Below are 14,895 nucleotides of genomic sequence, written 5' to 3'. Positions count from 1 at the left end.
TCGCGAATGGCGTCTGTACATTGCCGTACATTTCCATCCTTGACGATCAACAACCGGCAGCTCAGTCTGCCGGTTCTGTTTTTTCTCGCGGAGGTGGTCGATGCCTTTTTCACGGTTGACGGACAAGCGCTGCACTACATTGATCAAGGCACCGGCCCGGCCGTGTTGCTGGCTGGCAGCTATCTTTGGGATCAAGCGATGTGGGCGCCGCAGATTGCCGCACTGACTGCGCACTATCGCGTCCTGGCCCTGGATCTGTGGGGGCATGGCGAGTCCGGCAAGTTACCCGAAGACACCACATCGCTGGATGACATTGCCCGACAGGCGCAGGCCTTGCTTGATCATCTGGACATCGACCGCGTCACTCTGGTCGGGCTTTCGGTCGGCGGCATGTGGGGCGCGCGTTTGGCATTGTCCGCACCGCAACGTCTCAACGGTCTGGTGCTGATGGACACCTACGTCGGCGTCGAGCCGGAACCGACCCGGCAGTATTACTTCTCGCTGTTCAAGCAGATCGAAGACAGCGGGACCATCTCCGAACAACTGCTCGACATCGTCGTGCCGATCTTCTTCCGCCCGGGCATCGACCCGCAGTCGGCGCTGTATCAGGACTTCCGCGCAAAACTGCACGGCTACTCGCCCGAGCGTCTGCGCGACAGCATTGTACCGATGGGACGCATCACGTTTGGCCGCGACGATCTGTTGCCACGCCTGGGCGAGCTGAACCCGGCGACGACACTGGTGCTGTGCGGCGATCAGGACAAACCACGGCCACCCTCCGAAGCCCGGGAAATGGCTGAATTGATTGGCTGCCCGTGTGTGCTGGTACCGGAGGCGGGGCATATCTCCAATCTCGAGAATCCCGAGTTTGTCACTGAGGCGCTGCTGGCGTTTCTGGCCGAGCGCAACCGCAAGACCGAGTGAGCTTCATTCGCGAGCAGGCTCGCTCCCACAGTTAATCGCATTCTTGCTGAGGGAATGCAAATGCAGTCAACCGTGGGAGCGAGCCTGCTCGCGAAAGGGCCTCTCAGGGCACAATACAATCGCGAGTGTGAAACTCATCTGTAAAAGCATTTGATAAGGGAACGACGTGCAACAGTTCTGGTGGCGTGACCTCAAGGATCTCGAGGACAAGTGGGTTGGATTGAGTATTGAGGTCAACCGATCGAAATCAAGCAAACCGCCGCTTTATCTGCAAAGTGGCAACAACGGGCGGATGAAGTTGATGCTCAATGAAAGCCCACTCTTCTGGGCGACCATTGCCACCTCATATTACGGTGCTTGGCTGGTTCGCAATCCGCGGCCCGTTCAACTCGAATCGCCATCCGTGCCACCCATCGGTTCGGTTGACGTACAGGAGCACTTTGAATTACCCGTCCAAGAGCGCTTCCCGCGCTGGTGTCGCTATTTCATCAACCAGTTGATGAACAATCAGGCGGACTTTCTCTATCCCGGCCACTGGGTGGCGCGCCCTTTATTGCCAGCAGTTAGCCGATACAAACCCGTCGCAGGTCGGGATGGCTGGTATTTTTCCACCCCGGCCGATGCGTCCAGTCATTTGCCCAACTGGTACGCGCGCGGCGAGGGCATTCTCGACAATGTGCAACCGCACACCGTGCATTGGCTTGATTGGGATTTGGGGCACTTGATCGGTCTGCACACGGTGGACCCTTTGGCAGGTCGCCTCAAATGGTGGCGCAAAAAAGCCAGGGAGGGCAGCTTGCCGCCGGTCCTGCTCTGGTATGTGGGTGGGCTGTGTTCTTACGTGATCATCGATGGACATTACAGATTGCAGGCCGCGCTCGATGAAGGTGTCAAACCTGATTTCATTGTCCTGAGCTCGACCAAAGCCCAGCAAATCAAACCATGCGATGCAACGCAACAGCGCGTGTTCGGTTCGTTGTTATTGCAGAATGCGAAAAATCCCAAGTTCAACGTTCACACATTCAATCAAGCGCTGATCAATACGTTTGACGACCGTCCCTGGCATTGGGCGGGGACGCACGCTTGGGCCGGTATTCCCTCAGACCAAGCGTGGTGCGCTGAGGTGACAACCTTTCTCACGGAACAGGGAAAGACTGAGCACTTGCAGGACATTATCGAACGGTGTGAGTACTGATCAACCCGCACCGGTCAGTGCTTGTGAAGGCTATTTCGGCCCGAGAATCTTCACCAACTTGTCCGGCGAAGGCGCGCCTTGCTGTTGTTGCAGTTCGCCTTTGTCGTCCAGGTAGAAAATCGCCGGGGTGGCCTGCAGTTCGAGGTCTTCCATCAACTGCATGTTGGTCGCGAGTTTGGTTTGCACGGCGACCGGGATGTCTTTCAGGGCCTTCAGCGCGCTGCCCTTGCCGGCTTTTTCGTGATCTTCCAGGGCCTTGGCCGGGTCTTTCGCTGCCAGCAGCGCGGCTGACTTGCCAGGGCTGTCTTCGCGGATGATGCCGACCATGATGTGGCGCAACTGCACCTTGCCCGCCTTGACCCATGGCCGTGCCTGTTCCCAGAACATGTTGCAGTATGGGCAGTTCGGGTCGCTGAACAGGTACACCGTGCGCGGCGCGTCCTTGTTGCCGTCCTGAATCCAGTTGCTAGCCTCGAACTTGGCCCAGACTTCCTTGGACATCGGCGCGTAGACGAGTTTTTGCAAAGGTTCGCTGCTCAGGTCCTTGCCGTCGGCATCGTACAGATTGCCCACCACGACGTGTTTGCCGTCCGGGGTCAGGTACAGCGCCATGCCGCGATTCTGGTATTGCGCGGCGTACCCGCGCAGGCCATCGGGGGCGTCGAACTGGCCGACGATTTTCGCGCCCTTGGCTTCAATCTTTTTGATCGCCGCGGGCAGTTCTTCAGCAGCCTGCACCGACGGCAAGTGCAGCAGGGCAGTGCCCAGGGTCAGCGTCAGCAGGTGGCGGAGGCGGGGCATGGCAGTTTCCTTGCAGAGTTGGCCGGGGCAACGGCCTGATTCGGGCTTGAAGGTGAAGTGTCGAAGGTTTCCAGGGCGCGGGCGAGGCTGGCGTTCGACAGTTCACCGAGATGACTGGTCAGCAAGCGACCGTCCGGGCTATAGAACAGCGTAGTCGGTAACGCCATGGAACCCACGGCCTGACCGAGACGGCCATTGCGGTCGAACAGCACGTTGTTCAGGCTCAGGCCCTGGGTTTCCAGAAATGTCGCCACGCTTTGCATGCTTTCGGCCTGATTGACGAACAGGAAGGTCAGGTCCGGTCGCTGCTGTTGGGCGTTTTCCAGCACCGGCATTTCTCGCCGGCACGGCGGGCACCAGGTCGCCCACAGGTTGATCACCAGCGGGCCGCCCTGATAGTCACTGAGCTTGATCTTTTCCCCGGCGGCGTTGCGCAGGGAAATATCCGGCAGCCGCGTACCCTGTTCATAGATGTTCAGCGACAGGGTGGCAAGCAGCCAGAACGCTACGCCACTGACCACGCCGAAGCCCAGCGGGCGTCGCAGTCCGGGGCGGCGCCAGCCGCGATACAACGCCGCCAACAACAGAACGATCACCCCAGGCCAGGCGAGGAAACCACCGTCGCGCAGATCGATGATCTGCCACGGGTCATTGCGATAGTGCGACCAGTACAGAGCGACAAACGCAATGCGCGCCGCAAGCATGCCCAGCAAGAACAGGCTGAACAGCGCCGACTCGGGGTTATCGCCGCCGCGCTTGGCCACCCGCCAGCCGACAAACGTCGCCAGCGCCAAAGCACTGATCAGCAGCAGGTGGTTGAGCGCGATGGCGAAAGTGCCGAGGGTGAACGTCAGCATCAGTTGGCGTCTCGGGTAGTGGACCAGCGTTGCAGGAAGGTGTCGGCATCGACCTCGCCAGTGATGCGCTGGCTGCGGCGTTCTTCGCCGTCAGCGCCGATCCAGATGAACGTCGGCGGCCCCGGCACTTTATAGCGACTGAGCAGCTCGCGGCTGGCAGCGTTGTCGGCGGTCACATCCAGGCGCAGCAGGCGCACATCGCTCAGGGCCTGCATGACCTTGGCTTCACCGAACACCTTCTTCTCCATGACCTTGCACGACACACACCAATCGGCGTAGTAATCGAGCAATACCCACTGGCCCTGCGCCTTGGCCGCGTCGAGTTCACGTTGCAGGGCGGCCGGCTCCTTGATCGTGGTGAAGGCGTCGTGACTACTTGGCGCTGCACTGGCGACACGGCCGACGCTGTAGACCTGCAACGGCTGATACGGATCATCGCTGCCGCCCGCCGCACCGATCACCAACACGCTGCCCCACAAACCGAGCAACAGGGACAGGGCGCCAAACATCTGCGCGACGCGGCCAAAACCTGCGGATTGTTTCCAGGCGCTGTAAGCCGCAATCACCAGCAGCGCGCCACACAGACCCAGCCACAACGACGAATCCAGCACCGGACGCAGCATCAGCAATGCAGTGGCAAGAAAGAGGAAGCCGAATATGCCCTTCAGCAGATTCATCCACGCGCCGGGTTTCGGCAGGAAGCGGTTACCGACGGTGACCAGCAGCAACAGCGGCACACCGATGCCGATGCCCAGCGCAAACAGGATCAGCCCACCGTGCAAGGCGTTACCGCTTTGTGCGATGTACAGCAGCGCACCGGCCAGTGGCGCGGTCATGCACGGCCCGACCAACAGACCGGACAATGCGCCCAGCACACCGGCGCCGATCAGGCTGCCGCCGCTGCGGCTGCGCGACGCATGTTCAAGTCGATCACGCAGGGCCACCGGCAGTTGCAGCTCGAAGAAGCCGAACATCGGCAATGCCAGCACCACGAAAATCGCTGCAAACGCACCGAGCAGCCAAGGGTTCTGCAACCACGCCTGCAGGTTTGCACCGAGCAGCGCTGCAATCACACCCATCGCCGCATAGACCAGCGCCATGCAGATCACGTAGCTGCTGGCCAAGGCAAACCCGCGCCGAGGCGTGGCACCACTGCCGACAATCATGCCGGCCAGAATCGGCAGCATCGGCAGCGAACACGGCGTGAACGCCAACAGCAGACCAAGACCGAAGAACACCAACAGGCTCCAGCCCAGCGCCCGTTGTTGCAGGCTGCTGGCCAACGCCTGATCCGGCGCTTCAGCGCCCGTTGTTGCTGCGGCTTTGCCGCCCAGATCGATCACCCGGGTTTGCGGTGGGTAGCACAGACCGGCATCGGCGCAGCCCTGATAACTGACCTTGATCTGACCGCTGGCCGCCGCGGGGATTTTCACTTCCAGCCCTTGCCGATAGACCGGCTGCTCGCCGAAGAACTCATCGCTGTGGGATTCGCCGTCAGGCAGCACCGGCTGCTGATCGGCGGCCAGTCCGTCGAATTTCAAACGTTTTTGATAGAGGTAGTAGCCGTCGGTGATCTGCCAGAACAGCTGGGTTTCGCCCGACTCCAGACGCTCGGAAGTCAGTACGAATGCCTTGTCGACGGGTAAAAAGTCCGGCTTGGACTCGAACGGATTGTTTCCGGCCTGAGCCAGACCGGAAATCAGCAGAGCAAACAGAAGAAAAAAATGACGCATGGAGGAGCCTTGTCCCTGTGCAAGTGGGGTGCAGGATGGGCGGCGGCGATTAACCGATAATTAACCCTATCCTACTAGCCTCGCCGGGATTGACCAATCAGCCACGCAGCAGGCCGGGCCAATTGTCGTCATTGATTGTTGTGGGGCCGGAAACCAGTCGGTCGGATTGAATGTTGTAGGTCAAATACTGATTGTTGGTGAGGAAGATGTACCAGTAGCTGTCCGCGAATGTCCGGTCATTCTGTGCCGCAGTGATAATTCGGTCTTTATAGGGTTTCAGCGCGCCTAGTTGATATTCGCCGAAGCGGTTGCGCGTAAGGGTCTTGGCCTTGTAGTTGAAAGAGAGATAGTGTCCGTCATCAAGGATAAACCGGAACAGGAAGGGGTGGCCGGTAAGTTGAAACCAGGTGCCGGCGATAATCTTGTCGAAATAAGGAAGGATCGGCTTCCAGATAGAGTCAGCGACCTTGTAGAAAGCAGCCACCTTATCGTTGTCCTGGTCATATTTGCAGACCATCGGCGTTGTTCCCTGATAAAAGAACAACCAGGCAATATCCTCGTCACTGCCGGCATTCCAGCCAAACGAAGTGGTGGTCAAGCCGAAGCGCAGGTCCTTTATATAGGGGTCGAAAGTATCCCAGCTGCCAGCAGTTGAGGCTGGATAATTTTCCGATACGCTATTGTCGCCAATATCAAAGCGCGAATAAGTGTCGGTGTCCTTGAAAAAGAAATAAATTCGATCGGGGCCGGAGCGCCAGTCTATGGCGACGAAGTTATTCAAGTTGCTCATGTTTTAAATTCCGTTGAAAAGTGGATTCGAAGCGGCAGGCAGAAACTAAATGAAGTCATGTTTTCGATACAGTCCGGAATTGTTTCTGGATGGGTAAACAGCAAAAAAGAGTTGTGACGCTGGGCCTCGCATTCGCCGCTGATACGCGATAACCCACTTTGTTTTCGTGCAGCTTCCCGAACCCGACATGTAGCGCCATAATTGCGCCTTAATCTTCGCCTGTTTCACTCGCGTTTTTATCCACGGAGCCCCCATGCACGTACTGGTTTGCGAAGACGACGAACTGATCGCCAGCGGTATCGTTGCCGGGCTCACGGCACAGGGCCTGACCGTCGAGCACGTCAACACCGCGTCGAAGGCGCGGGCGATGCTCAAGGTTGCGGAATTCGACGTGATGGTGCTCGACCTCGGCCTGCCCGACGAAGACGGCCTCAAGTTGCTGCAGCAATTGCGCCAGAGCGGCCTGGAAATCCCCGTGTTGATTCTCACCGCTCGCGATTCAGTAACTGATCGTGTCGACGGCTTGCAGGCCGGCGCTGACGACTACCTGCTCAAGCCTTTCGACCTGCGCGAACTGTTCGCTCGGCTGCAAACCTTGTTGCGCCGAGTGGCCGGGCGCAGCGTCAATCTGATCGAGCACGGCGCGCTCACCTACGACCCGAGCAGCCGGGAAACCCGTCTGGCCGGGCAACCGGTGGATTTGTCGCGCCGCGAGCAGTCACTGTTGCAGGCACTGCTGCACAATCGCGGACGGGTGCTGTCCACCGAGCAACTGAAGGACAGCGTCTACGGTTTCAACGACGAACTGGAAAGCAACGCACTGAACGTGCATATCCATCATCTGCGCAGCAAGCTTGGTAAAGGCATCGTCGAAACCGTGCGCGGTCTGGGCTATCGCCTCGGGCCTGCCGATGGCGCAGAGCAAGGCAAGTGATGAGTCTGCGCCTGCGCCTGAGCCTGACGCTCGGCGCCGCCTTCGCGCTGATCTGGGCACTGGCGGCGGCGTGGATGCTCAGCGATTTGCGCAATCAGATGATGTTTTCTCTCGATCAGCGTCTGGTTGCCTCGGCGCGCATGGTCGCCGGCCTGCTCGAGCAATTGCCGACGCTGCCGAGCAAAGGCGAGGGCACCCACTTCAGTGCTGAACAGCTGAACATTCCCGGCGGCATGGCCTGTCAGGTCAGCTCATTGCGCGGCGAGATTCTCGCGCGAAGCCACAACAACCCCGAGCAAGCGCTGGAAGCCGAGAAAATGGGCTTCCACGATCAGATGATCGACGGCGCGCCGTGGCGCAGTTTTACCCTGGCCCGCGGCGATGTGCGCATCACGACGGCAGACCGGCAGATCGAGCGCGAAGCCTTGAACATGTCGATTCTGCTCGCCGCTTCGGTACCGGTTGGCGTCGCCTTGCTGGGTTGTCTGTGCCTGTTGTGGCTAGGCATCGGTCAGGGCCTGGCGCCACTGAATCGCCTGCGCGAAGCGCTGATGCGGCGCAATGCCGATTCCCTTGAGCCATTGCAGCTGCAAGCGTTTCCCAGCGAATTGAAGCCGTTGCTGGAAACCCAGAACCAATTGTTCCAGCGCATTGGCAAGACCATCGAGCGTGAACGCCGCCTGACCGGTGACGCCGCACATGAATTGCGCAGCCCGCTGACGGCGATCAAGACCCACCTGCAAGTGGCGCGCATGACCGATGGCAGCGCCCGCGATCAGTCGTTGGCTCGCGCCGAGGAGGGCGCCGATCGCCTGCACCGCACCCTTGAACAGTTGCTGTTGCTGGCGCGGGTCGAGGGCAGTCTGTCGTTCGATGACGGTTCGCAATGCAGTGCCGAGCAAGTGGCCCGACTGGCGATCCAGGACGCCACCGGCGGTGAACGACTGCGGATCAAACTGCATGTGCCGGGTGACCTGTCCGCCGCGCCGCTGCAAATGCCTGCGGTACTGGCGATTGCTGCCCTGCGCAACCTGCTCGACAACGCCCTGCGCCATACGCCTGAAGAGTGTGCGGTCGAGGTCAATCTGGAAAACATCGGCAAGCGCGTGCGTTTTGTCGTGCGTGACCATGGCCCCGGCATTGCGCCAGATGATTTGCAGCATCTGACCCAGCGCTTCTGGCGCAACGGCCAGAGCACCGGTTGCGGGCTGGGGCTGGCAATTGTCCAGGCGATCGTTCAGCGCTGTGATTGTGCCCTGCATTTCGACAGCCGCCCGGATGGCTTGCGGGTCGAACTGACCATGCCGTTGCAAACCCTCTGACCGTTCCCTGTGGGAGCGAGCCTGCTCGCGAATGCGGTAACTCACTCGACATCGACGTTGACTGGTCCGACGCTTTCGCGAGCAGGCTCGCTCCCAAAAAAACATGTTCTGGCACATCAAATGTAACTTTTCGGCGTTCGCTATCCGCCAGGGTTGGGGCTAAGGTCAACCCAGCTTTGACTCAATGGATTGAGGGAACTGCGCCATGGAAGCACCCGTCTGTATACGTCCGGCCACCTTGGCCGACACCGGCATCATCAACCGCATTGTCGAGCGCTCGATCCGCATCGGATGTGCACTCGATCACCGCAACCATCCACTTCTGGTCAGCGACTGGCTCAACCGTTCTCCCGCCGATTTCATCAGTAGCCGGCTCGCCGACCCACATTTCTATCTCTGCGTCGCTTTGCTTGAAGACAAACCGGTCGGTGTCGGCATGGCCCGGGTCAGTGGCGAAATCCTGCTGTGTTACGTCCAGCCGGAATCCTTCCGCCGAGGCGTCGGCAGGGCGCTGATGCACAATCTCGAGGGTTGGTTGCGCATTCGTGGTGTGCAGCATGTGCACCTCAACAGCACCCGCACCGCCGAGGCGTTCTATCGGCATCTGGGTTACCAACAGGCAGCGCCACCCGGCCACTCCATCGGCCTGCAAACCGTGCCGCTGCGCAAACCTTTGTCCTCACCGGCCGGACAACTCGATCAAGGGTGTAAATCCGCACCGCGCTGAAGCGTTTCCAGAACAGGAAAACCTGCAAGTGCGCCCCGCGACCGGAACGCGCACCTGTCGGTGTGCTGTTCTGGTCACTATCCATAGCGAATTGAGGGGTCGAGAGATGTCAGTCGCCACCAGTCTTATCGAAGCGTCGTCGGCCCGGGTCGCCTCGGCGCCGGCGGAAACGTTGTTCGAATTCAACGAATCACCGTTGTTGGCGCGGCAGAGCCGGCAGGAGTCCAACGCGCGCAGTTACCCTCGGCGTATTCCCTTGGCGCTCAAGCGTGCCAAGGGCCTGTATGTCGAGGATGTTGAAGGACGTACATTCATCGACTGCCTGGCTGGAGCCGGCACGCTGGCGCTGGGGCATAACCACCCGGTGGTGATCGAGGCGATCCAGCAGGTGCTGGCCGATGAGCTGCCGCTGCACACCCTCGACCTGACTACGCCGGTCAAGGATCAATTCGTCCAGGACCTGTTCGGACTGCTGCCGACAGAGCTGGCGGCGCAAGCGAAAATCCAGTTCTGCGGCCCGACCGGCACCGACGCCGTGGAAGCAGCGCTGAAACTGGTGCGCACGGCTACCGGCCGCAGCACGGTGCTGTCGTTTTCCGGCGGTTATCACGGCATGAGTCAGGGGGCGTTGAGCCTGATGGGCAGCCTCGGGCCGAAAAAACCAATGGGTGCCTTGCTCAGCAGCGGCGTGCAGTTCATGCCGTTTCCCTACGATTACCGTTGCCCGTTTGGCCTAGGTGGCGCGGCCGGAATCAAAGCCAATCTGAGCTATCTGGAAAATCTGCTCAACGATCCCGAGGCCGGGGTGCAATTGCCGGCGGCGGTGATCGTCGAGGCGGTGCAGGGCGAGGGCGGAGTGATTCCAGCTGATATCGAATGGTTGCGCGGTTTGCGCCGAATCACCGAGAAGGCTGGTGTGGCGCTGATTGTCGATGAGATCCAGAGCGGTTTCGCTCGTACCGGCAAGATGTTCGCCTTTGAACACGCGGGCATTGTTCCGGATGTGGTTGTACTGTCCAAGGCCATCGGTGGCAGCCTGCCATTGGCGGTAGTGGTTTACCGCGACTGGCTCGACACCTGGCAACCGGGCGCCCATGCAGGCACGTTCCGCGGCAATCAGATGGCCATGGCCGCCGGTTCAGCGGTGATGCGCTATCTGGTGGAGCACAAGGTTTGCGAGCACGCCGCCGCCATGGGTGATCGACTCAGGGAGCATCTGCACATCCTGCAACGCGACTTCCCGCAGTTGGGCGATATTCGTGGTCGCGGCCTGATGCTCGGCGTTGAACTGGTGGACCCGAACGGCGCGCCCGACGCGCTCGGTCATCCGCCAGCGTATGCGTGTCTGGCGCCGCTGGTGCAGCGTGAATGCCTCAAGCGTGGCCTGATTCTGGAGCTGGGCGGTCGGCATGGTGCGGTGGTGCGCTTCCTGCCGCCGCTGGTGATCACTGCCGCGGAAATCGATCGGGTGGCCGAGATCTTCGGTCGCGCATTGGCCGCTGCCACCACCGCGCTGTAAATTTTTTCGCGCGGCGAACGTTCTTACTACATACCCCGGCTGCATCCATTGTGCAGCCGACCCTACAACGATGGAGAACCAGCATGACGTCAGTATTCGACCGCGAGGACATCCTCTTTCAGGTCGTGGTCAACCACGAAGAGCAATACTCGATCTGGCCCGATTACAAAGCCGTGCCGGAAGGCTGGCGTACCGTTGGCAAGAGCGGCCTGAAAAAGGAATGCCTGGCCTACATCGAAGAAGTCTGGACCGACATGCGCCCGTTGAGCCTGCGCCAGAAGATGGATGCACAAGTCGCGGCGCAATAAGCGGCCGGGCAAAAGAAACCCGCTGGACCAGTGATGGTCAGCGGGTTTTTTCATGCCTTGAATTTGTATTGCCTGCACAGTCTCATCGCTGGCAAGCCAGCTCCTACAGGTATTGTGGTTGATCACAAATGTGTGTTCGCCAAAAAACTTTGTGGGAGCTGGCTTGCCAGCGATGAACGATGACGCGGATTTACTCAAACTACGCTCCGCTCAACCCCTTGAGCAACACATCCACATTCCCCTCCAGCTCCGCCAGCGGATCCGCCGCATCGGTACTCAACACCACCAGGCGGCTGCCGGATTCGGCAATCGCCGCTTTCACCGGCTCCGCTGGCTGGCGATGGTGCAGGACCACCGCCACGTCGTTGTCCTTGAGCGTCGCCGTCAGCTTCTTCAACTCATCTGGCGTCCACTCGGCATCAGGACGCGCGTCCTGTCCGGCCAGTTCGAGATTGAGGCTGCCAATCAGATAGCCGAAGTGATCGCTCAAGCTCATCACGCTCAGGTTGTCTGCTTCGGCCAAGCGCGCTTCGGTGTCGGCGCTGAGTTTCAGCAGGCGCTGTTTCAACGCCGCCAGGTTGGCCTCTATCGCAGGCTTGGCGCTCGGTGCCAGGCGCACCAGGTCCGCCGCCATCACATCGGCCATGCGTCCCATGTTGTTGCTCGCCAGCCATGGCTGACTGTTCAGGCCATCAACCTGCAGGCCCGGCTGCACGGCGATGCCGGGCAGGGCGCCGTCGACCGGACGCGCAGCGTCGACTTCGACGATACGGATGTTGCTGCGCCGCGCGATCGGGTACAGCGGATCATCGGCCCACAGCGAACGCAGACCGATTACCGCGTCCGCGTCGGTGGCCAGTTTGCTCAGCGCCGGCGCGCCACGGCCGGTGAAATACGCAGTCTGACGGCTACCCGGAAGGTTGGCCGGCGCTGCACGTTCGAGATTGACGTCGGTACCCTTGAGCAATGCTTCGCCCAATCCATAGGTGATCGGTAACGAGGCCAGAACGCGCAAGGGTTTCGCACTTTCAGCCGCCAGCAGCGGGGTGCAGACCACGCCACACAGGGCCATGGCCAGAGTCAGGTTACGCAGTGAAAAAGCCATTTATCCAAGGTTCCCTTTCAGGCTGGGGACGACGCCGCGCGCAATGGCGGCGAGGGCGAAAGCGATGCCGGCGACCAGAATGATCGCGGCGCCGGATGGAATCGGCAGGTCGAACACGATCGGCGCAAGAATCCCGCACAGGGTGCTGGCGGTAGCGATCAGCACCGAGCACCAGAAAAAGCCTTTCAGCGACTGACTGAGCAAGCGCGCCGCTGCCGCCGGAATCACCAGCAAGGCACCGACCAGAATCGCGCCAATCACCTTCACTGCCGCGACGGTGATCAAGGTCACCAGAATCACGAACAGGTAATCCAGGGTCTTCACCGCTACGCCACGCACCGCCGCCAGTTGCGGATTGAAACTGGCGAGCATGATGCGGTTGTACAGCGGCAGGGCGAGGGCCATGACCAGCGAACCGACGATGGCCAGCACCGCCAGATCATTGCCGTTGACGGTTAGTACCGAACCGAACAGCACGTTTTCCAGAATGTGCACGTTGATCTTGCCGGCGAGAATCAGCAGCAGGCTCGCGCCCAGTGCCAGCGACACCGAGAGAAACACGCCGATCAGCGTATCCGGTGCCAGTCCGGTGCGGTTGCGCAGGTAATTGAGCAGGATGCCGAACAGCAGGCAGTAGCCAAACAGGCTGCCGTACGGGCCGGTGTAGGGTTCGCCGAGCAGGATGCCGATGGCGACACCGGTCAACGCGGCATGGCCGACTGCTTCGGAAAAGAACGCAAAGCGCTTGACCACCACCAGCGTGCCGAGCCCGCCGAGCACCGGGCCGATCAGCAGGCCGGCGAGCAAGGCGTTGACGACAAAACCGTAGGCCAGCGCTTCCGGCAGATAACCGGAAGACGCCCAACCCTGAACCATCAAACGAAAGGCTTCGTAACTCATCAGACCGCGCTCCGTGGATGGGTGGAAAACAGCGTCAGCAGACGTTCCGGAGTCAGCGCCTGTTGCGGTGTGGCATCGAACAGCACGCGGCGGTTGAGACCGGTAACCCGATCGGCCAGCCGACCCACCGCTTCCAGGTCATGTTCGATCCACAACACCGAGATGCCCGCCGCGCGCCAGTCAGTCAGCAGACGTTCGAACACCTGGATCCCGGCCTCATCGAGGGCCGACATCGGCTCGTCGAGCACCAGCAATTGCGGTGCCGGAATCAAGCCCTGCGCGAGCAGTACCCGCTGCCGCTCGCCGCCGGACAGCGCGCCCATGCGCCGCTTGCGCTTGTCCTCCATGCCGACGCGCTCCAGCGCCGCGCCGATGGCGCCGGCGTAGTGTTTGCTCAAACCGAGGAAGGCCGGGCGGCGTTGACACATTGCCGCCATGAAATCGTCGACGGTCATCGGCAAGCCGCGATCGAACTCCAGCGCCTGCGGGACGTAACCAATGGTGCCGGGCTCGCCGGGCCAGTGCAGACTGAGCTGGCCCTGATGCGGCATCTGCCCGAGCAGGGTCTTGATCAGCGAACTCTTGCCACCGCCGTTGGGGCCGACCAGCGCATGCACGCTGCCGGGCTGCACCTGGAGGCTGACCTTGTCGAGAATCGTCGTACGCCCCAAGGTCAGGCTGATACCCGCAAACTCCAGCGCCGGCCCGTTTTTCCCTGTGGGAGTGAGCCTGCTCGCGAATGCGGTGTGTCATTCAACGAAGATGTTGGCTGATCCGGCGCCTTCGCGAGCAGGCTCGCTCCCACAGGGTTATTGATGTTGTCAGGGACGAGGGTTTCTTTCGACGTCATGCCCCCGACTCCTGAATCGCCCGAACCACGGTGTTGAGGTTGCCGGTCATTTCCTTTTCATACTTGTCGGCGGTGTATTCGCCGTAGGAAATGTGCGACAGCGGGTACAGCTTCACCCCGGATTCGCGCTGGATGGTGTCGACGTAGCTGGAAGGGAAATCCATCTCGGAGAAGATCACTTTCACGTCGAGTTCGCGTAATTGATCGATGGTCTTTTTCAGCTGACTCGGGCTTGGCTCGATGCCGTGGGCCGGCTCGACCACGGCCGTCACTTCCAGACCGAATTCACGCAACAGATAGTCGTAAGCCGCATGCACCGTGGCCACGCGCAGTTCGGCGTTCGGTGCCTGGGTCAGTTTGGCCAACGCGTCGGCGCGCATCTGCCGCAGGCGTTTGCCATAGGCGCGGGCGTTCTGGGTGTAGGTCTTGGCATTGTCCGGATCGATCTTGCCCAGCTCGCGGGCGATGTTGTTGACCTGGGCGATGGAAGCGCTGATCGACAGGAACGTGTGCGGATTGACCACTTTGCCGGCGCCGCGCGCAGCGACACCGGTGGCCGCCAGCAGCGGAACGTTCTCGTTGGCTTCGATGGTTTTCACGTTGGGTGTTTCGCTGGCGGCGATCATCCGGTCGGCGAAGTCGTCGTGGCCGACGCCGTTGAGCACGACCACGTCCAGTCCGCCGATGCGCTTGATGTCTTCGGCGCGCGGTTCGTAGGCGTGCGGATTGAAGCCCGCAGGAATCAGCGGCACCACTTCGGCCTTGTCGCCGACGATGTTGGCGACATAGCTGTAATACGGATGCAGAGTGATGCCGATACGCAGGCGTTTGCCTTGCTCGGCGCTGGCCAACGGGCTCAGCAGGCAGGCGCACAGGCCAAGCAGAAACAGGCGTAACAAGGGACGGCGAGGAGATGAAATGGGCATGGGC

Annotated in this window: 15 protein-coding genes; 7 read left to right on the top strand and 8 right to left on the bottom strand. The window is 60.6% G+C overall.

The window, feature by feature from the left end; genetic code table 11:
- Positions 1 to 93: 93 nt before the first annotated feature.
- On the top strand, positions 94 to 924 hold the full coding sequence (locus ACZZZ4_RS00180; protein WP_463549236.1) for an alpha/beta fold hydrolase: 831 nt from the start codon (positions 94 to 96) through the stop codon (positions 922 to 924).
- 166 nt (positions 925 to 1,090) lie between these two features.
- A complete protein-coding gene (locus tag ACZZZ4_RS00175) occupies positions 1,091 to 2,119 on the top strand; it encodes a ParB/Srx family N-terminal domain-containing protein (RefSeq protein ID WP_463546997.1) in 1,029 nt (342 codons plus the stop codon).
- A 30-nt stretch (positions 2,120 to 2,149) separates the two neighbouring features.
- Here the strand turns inward: ACZZZ4_RS00175 and dsbG are convergent, their stop codons facing one another.
- From dsbG to ACZZZ4_RS00155, 4 genes are all read right to left on the bottom strand, one after another.
- Positions 2,150 to 2,920, bottom strand: coding sequence for a thiol:disulfide interchange protein DsbG (gene dsbG, locus ACZZZ4_RS00170; RefSeq protein ID WP_039759820.1), 771 nt, complete (start codon positions 2,918 to 2,920; stop codon positions 2,150 to 2,152).
- Positions 2,896 to 3,777 carry a TlpA disulfide reductase family protein gene (locus tag ACZZZ4_RS00165; protein ID WP_039759818.1) on the bottom strand — a complete coding sequence of 294 codons (882 nt, stop codon included), beginning with the start codon at positions 3,775 to 3,777 and terminating at the stop codon, positions 2,896 to 2,898. The genes dsbG and ACZZZ4_RS00165 overlap by 25 nt, the downstream gene beginning before the upstream one ends.
- Positions 3,777 to 5,510, bottom strand: coding sequence for a protein-disulfide reductase DsbD (dsbD, locus tag ACZZZ4_RS00160; RefSeq protein WP_463546996.1), 1,734 nt, complete (start codon positions 5,508 to 5,510; stop codon positions 3,777 to 3,779). The genes ACZZZ4_RS00165 and dsbD overlap by 1 nt, the downstream gene beginning before the upstream one ends.
- Before the next feature lie 97 nt (positions 5,511 to 5,607).
- Positions 5,608 to 6,300: a hypothetical protein gene (locus tag ACZZZ4_RS00155; protein ID WP_415761911.1), complete on the bottom strand. Its 693-nt coding sequence runs from the start codon at positions 6,298 to 6,300 to the stop codon at positions 5,608 to 5,610.
- A gap of 253 nt (positions 6,301 to 6,553) precedes the next feature.
- Here ACZZZ4_RS00155 and ACZZZ4_RS00150 point away from each other — a divergent pair, with 253 nt between their 5' ends.
- From ACZZZ4_RS00150 to ACZZZ4_RS00130, 5 genes are all read left to right on the top strand, one after another.
- Positions 6,554 to 7,234 carry a response regulator gene (locus tag ACZZZ4_RS00150; RefSeq protein WP_039759813.1) on the top strand — a complete coding sequence of 227 codons (681 nt, stop codon included), beginning with the start codon at positions 6,554 to 6,556 and terminating at the stop codon, positions 7,232 to 7,234.
- Positions 7,234 to 8,556: an ATP-binding protein gene (locus ACZZZ4_RS00145; RefSeq protein ID WP_463546995.1), complete on the top strand. Its 1,323-nt coding sequence runs from the start codon at positions 7,234 to 7,236 to the stop codon at positions 8,554 to 8,556. Before ACZZZ4_RS00150 ends, ACZZZ4_RS00145 begins: the two co-directional genes overlap by 1 nt.
- A gap of 205 nt (positions 8,557 to 8,761) precedes the next feature.
- A complete protein-coding gene (locus tag ACZZZ4_RS00140) occupies positions 8,762 to 9,283 on the top strand; it encodes a GNAT family N-acetyltransferase (protein ID WP_122507481.1) in 522 nt (173 codons plus the stop codon).
- A 106-nt stretch (positions 9,284 to 9,389) separates the two neighbouring features.
- Positions 9,390 to 10,802 (top strand): diaminobutyrate--2-oxoglutarate transaminase, encoded by a 1,413-nt coding sequence (locus ACZZZ4_RS00135; RefSeq protein ID WP_463546994.1) that lies wholly within the window; start codon positions 9,390 to 9,392, stop codon positions 10,800 to 10,802.
- 83 nt (positions 10,803 to 10,885) lie between these two features.
- Positions 10,886 to 11,110, top strand: a complete 225-nt coding sequence (locus ACZZZ4_RS00130; RefSeq protein WP_041478467.1) for an MbtH family protein — start codon at positions 10,886 to 10,888, stop codon at positions 11,108 to 11,110.
- A 199-nt stretch (positions 11,111 to 11,309) separates the two neighbouring features.
- Here the strand turns inward: ACZZZ4_RS00130 and ACZZZ4_RS00125 are convergent, their stop codons facing one another.
- From ACZZZ4_RS00125 to ACZZZ4_RS00110, 4 genes are all read right to left on the bottom strand, one after another.
- A complete protein-coding gene (locus ACZZZ4_RS00125; RefSeq protein WP_463546993.1) occupies positions 11,310 to 12,215 on the bottom strand; it encodes a metal ABC transporter substrate-binding protein in 906 nt (301 codons plus the stop codon).
- The gene (locus ACZZZ4_RS00120) at positions 12,216 to 13,115 is read right to left on the bottom strand and encodes a metal ABC transporter permease (RefSeq protein ID WP_129997278.1); all 900 of its coding nucleotides are present in this window, start codon (positions 13,113 to 13,115) and stop codon (positions 12,216 to 12,218) included.
- Positions 13,115 to 13,813 (bottom strand): metal ABC transporter ATP-binding protein, encoded by a 699-nt coding sequence (locus ACZZZ4_RS00115; RefSeq protein WP_463549235.1) that lies wholly within the window; start codon positions 13,811 to 13,813, stop codon positions 13,115 to 13,117. The genes ACZZZ4_RS00120 and ACZZZ4_RS00115 overlap by 1 nt, the downstream gene beginning before the upstream one ends.
- 148 nt (positions 13,814 to 13,961) lie before the next feature.
- Positions 13,962 to 14,891, bottom strand: coding sequence for a metal ABC transporter substrate-binding protein (locus ACZZZ4_RS00110; protein ID WP_463546992.1), 930 nt, complete (start codon positions 14,889 to 14,891; stop codon positions 13,962 to 13,964).
- Positions 14,892 to 14,895 lie beyond the last annotated feature (4 nt).

The organism is Pseudomonas sp. AC252 (genome assembly GCF_979258105.1).
The sequence above is the reverse complement of the archived record's forward strand: the minus strand, read 5'-3'. Positions and strand labels throughout refer to the sequence as shown.

Coding starts and splice junctions, on each gene's coding strand:
- ACZZZ4_RS00110 (WP_463546992.1), bottom strand. CDS start 14,891: ATGCCCATTTCATCTCCTCGCCGTCCCTTGTTACGCCTGTTTCTGCTT.
- ACZZZ4_RS00125 (WP_463546993.1), bottom strand. CDS start 12,215: ATGGCTTTTTCACTGCGTAACCTGACTCTGGCCATGGCCCTGTGTGGC.
- dsbG (WP_039759820.1), bottom strand. CDS start 2,920: ATGCCCCGCCTCCGCCACCTGCTGACGCTGACCCTGGGCACTGCCCTG.
- ACZZZ4_RS00145 (WP_463546995.1), top strand. CDS start 7,234: ATGAGTCTGCGCCTGCGCCTGAGCCTGACGCTCGGCGCCGCCTTCGCG.
- ACZZZ4_RS00140 (WP_122507481.1), top strand. CDS start 8,762: ATGGAAGCACCCGTCTGTATACGTCCGGCCACCTTGGCCGACACCGGC.
- dsbD (WP_463546996.1), bottom strand. CDS start 5,510: ATGCGTCATTTTTTTCTTCTGTTTGCTCTGCTGATTTCCGGTCTGGCT.
- ACZZZ4_RS00165 (WP_039759818.1), bottom strand. CDS start 3,777: ATGCTGACGTTCACCCTCGGCACTTTCGCCATCGCGCTCAACCACCTG.
- ACZZZ4_RS00155 (WP_415761911.1), bottom strand. CDS start 6,300: ATGAGCAACTTGAATAACTTCGTCGCCATAGACTGGCGCTCCGGCCCC.
- ACZZZ4_RS00130 (WP_041478467.1), top strand. CDS start 10,886: ATGACGTCAGTATTCGACCGCGAGGACATCCTCTTTCAGGTCGTGGTC.
- ACZZZ4_RS00150 (WP_039759813.1), top strand. CDS start 6,554: ATGCACGTACTGGTTTGCGAAGACGACGAACTGATCGCCAGCGGTATC.
- ACZZZ4_RS00120 (WP_129997278.1), bottom strand. CDS start 13,115: ATGAGTTACGAAGCCTTTCGTTTGATGGTTCAGGGTTGGGCGTCTTCC.
- ACZZZ4_RS00135 (WP_463546994.1), top strand. CDS start 9,390: ATGTCAGTCGCCACCAGTCTTATCGAAGCGTCGTCGGCCCGGGTCGCC.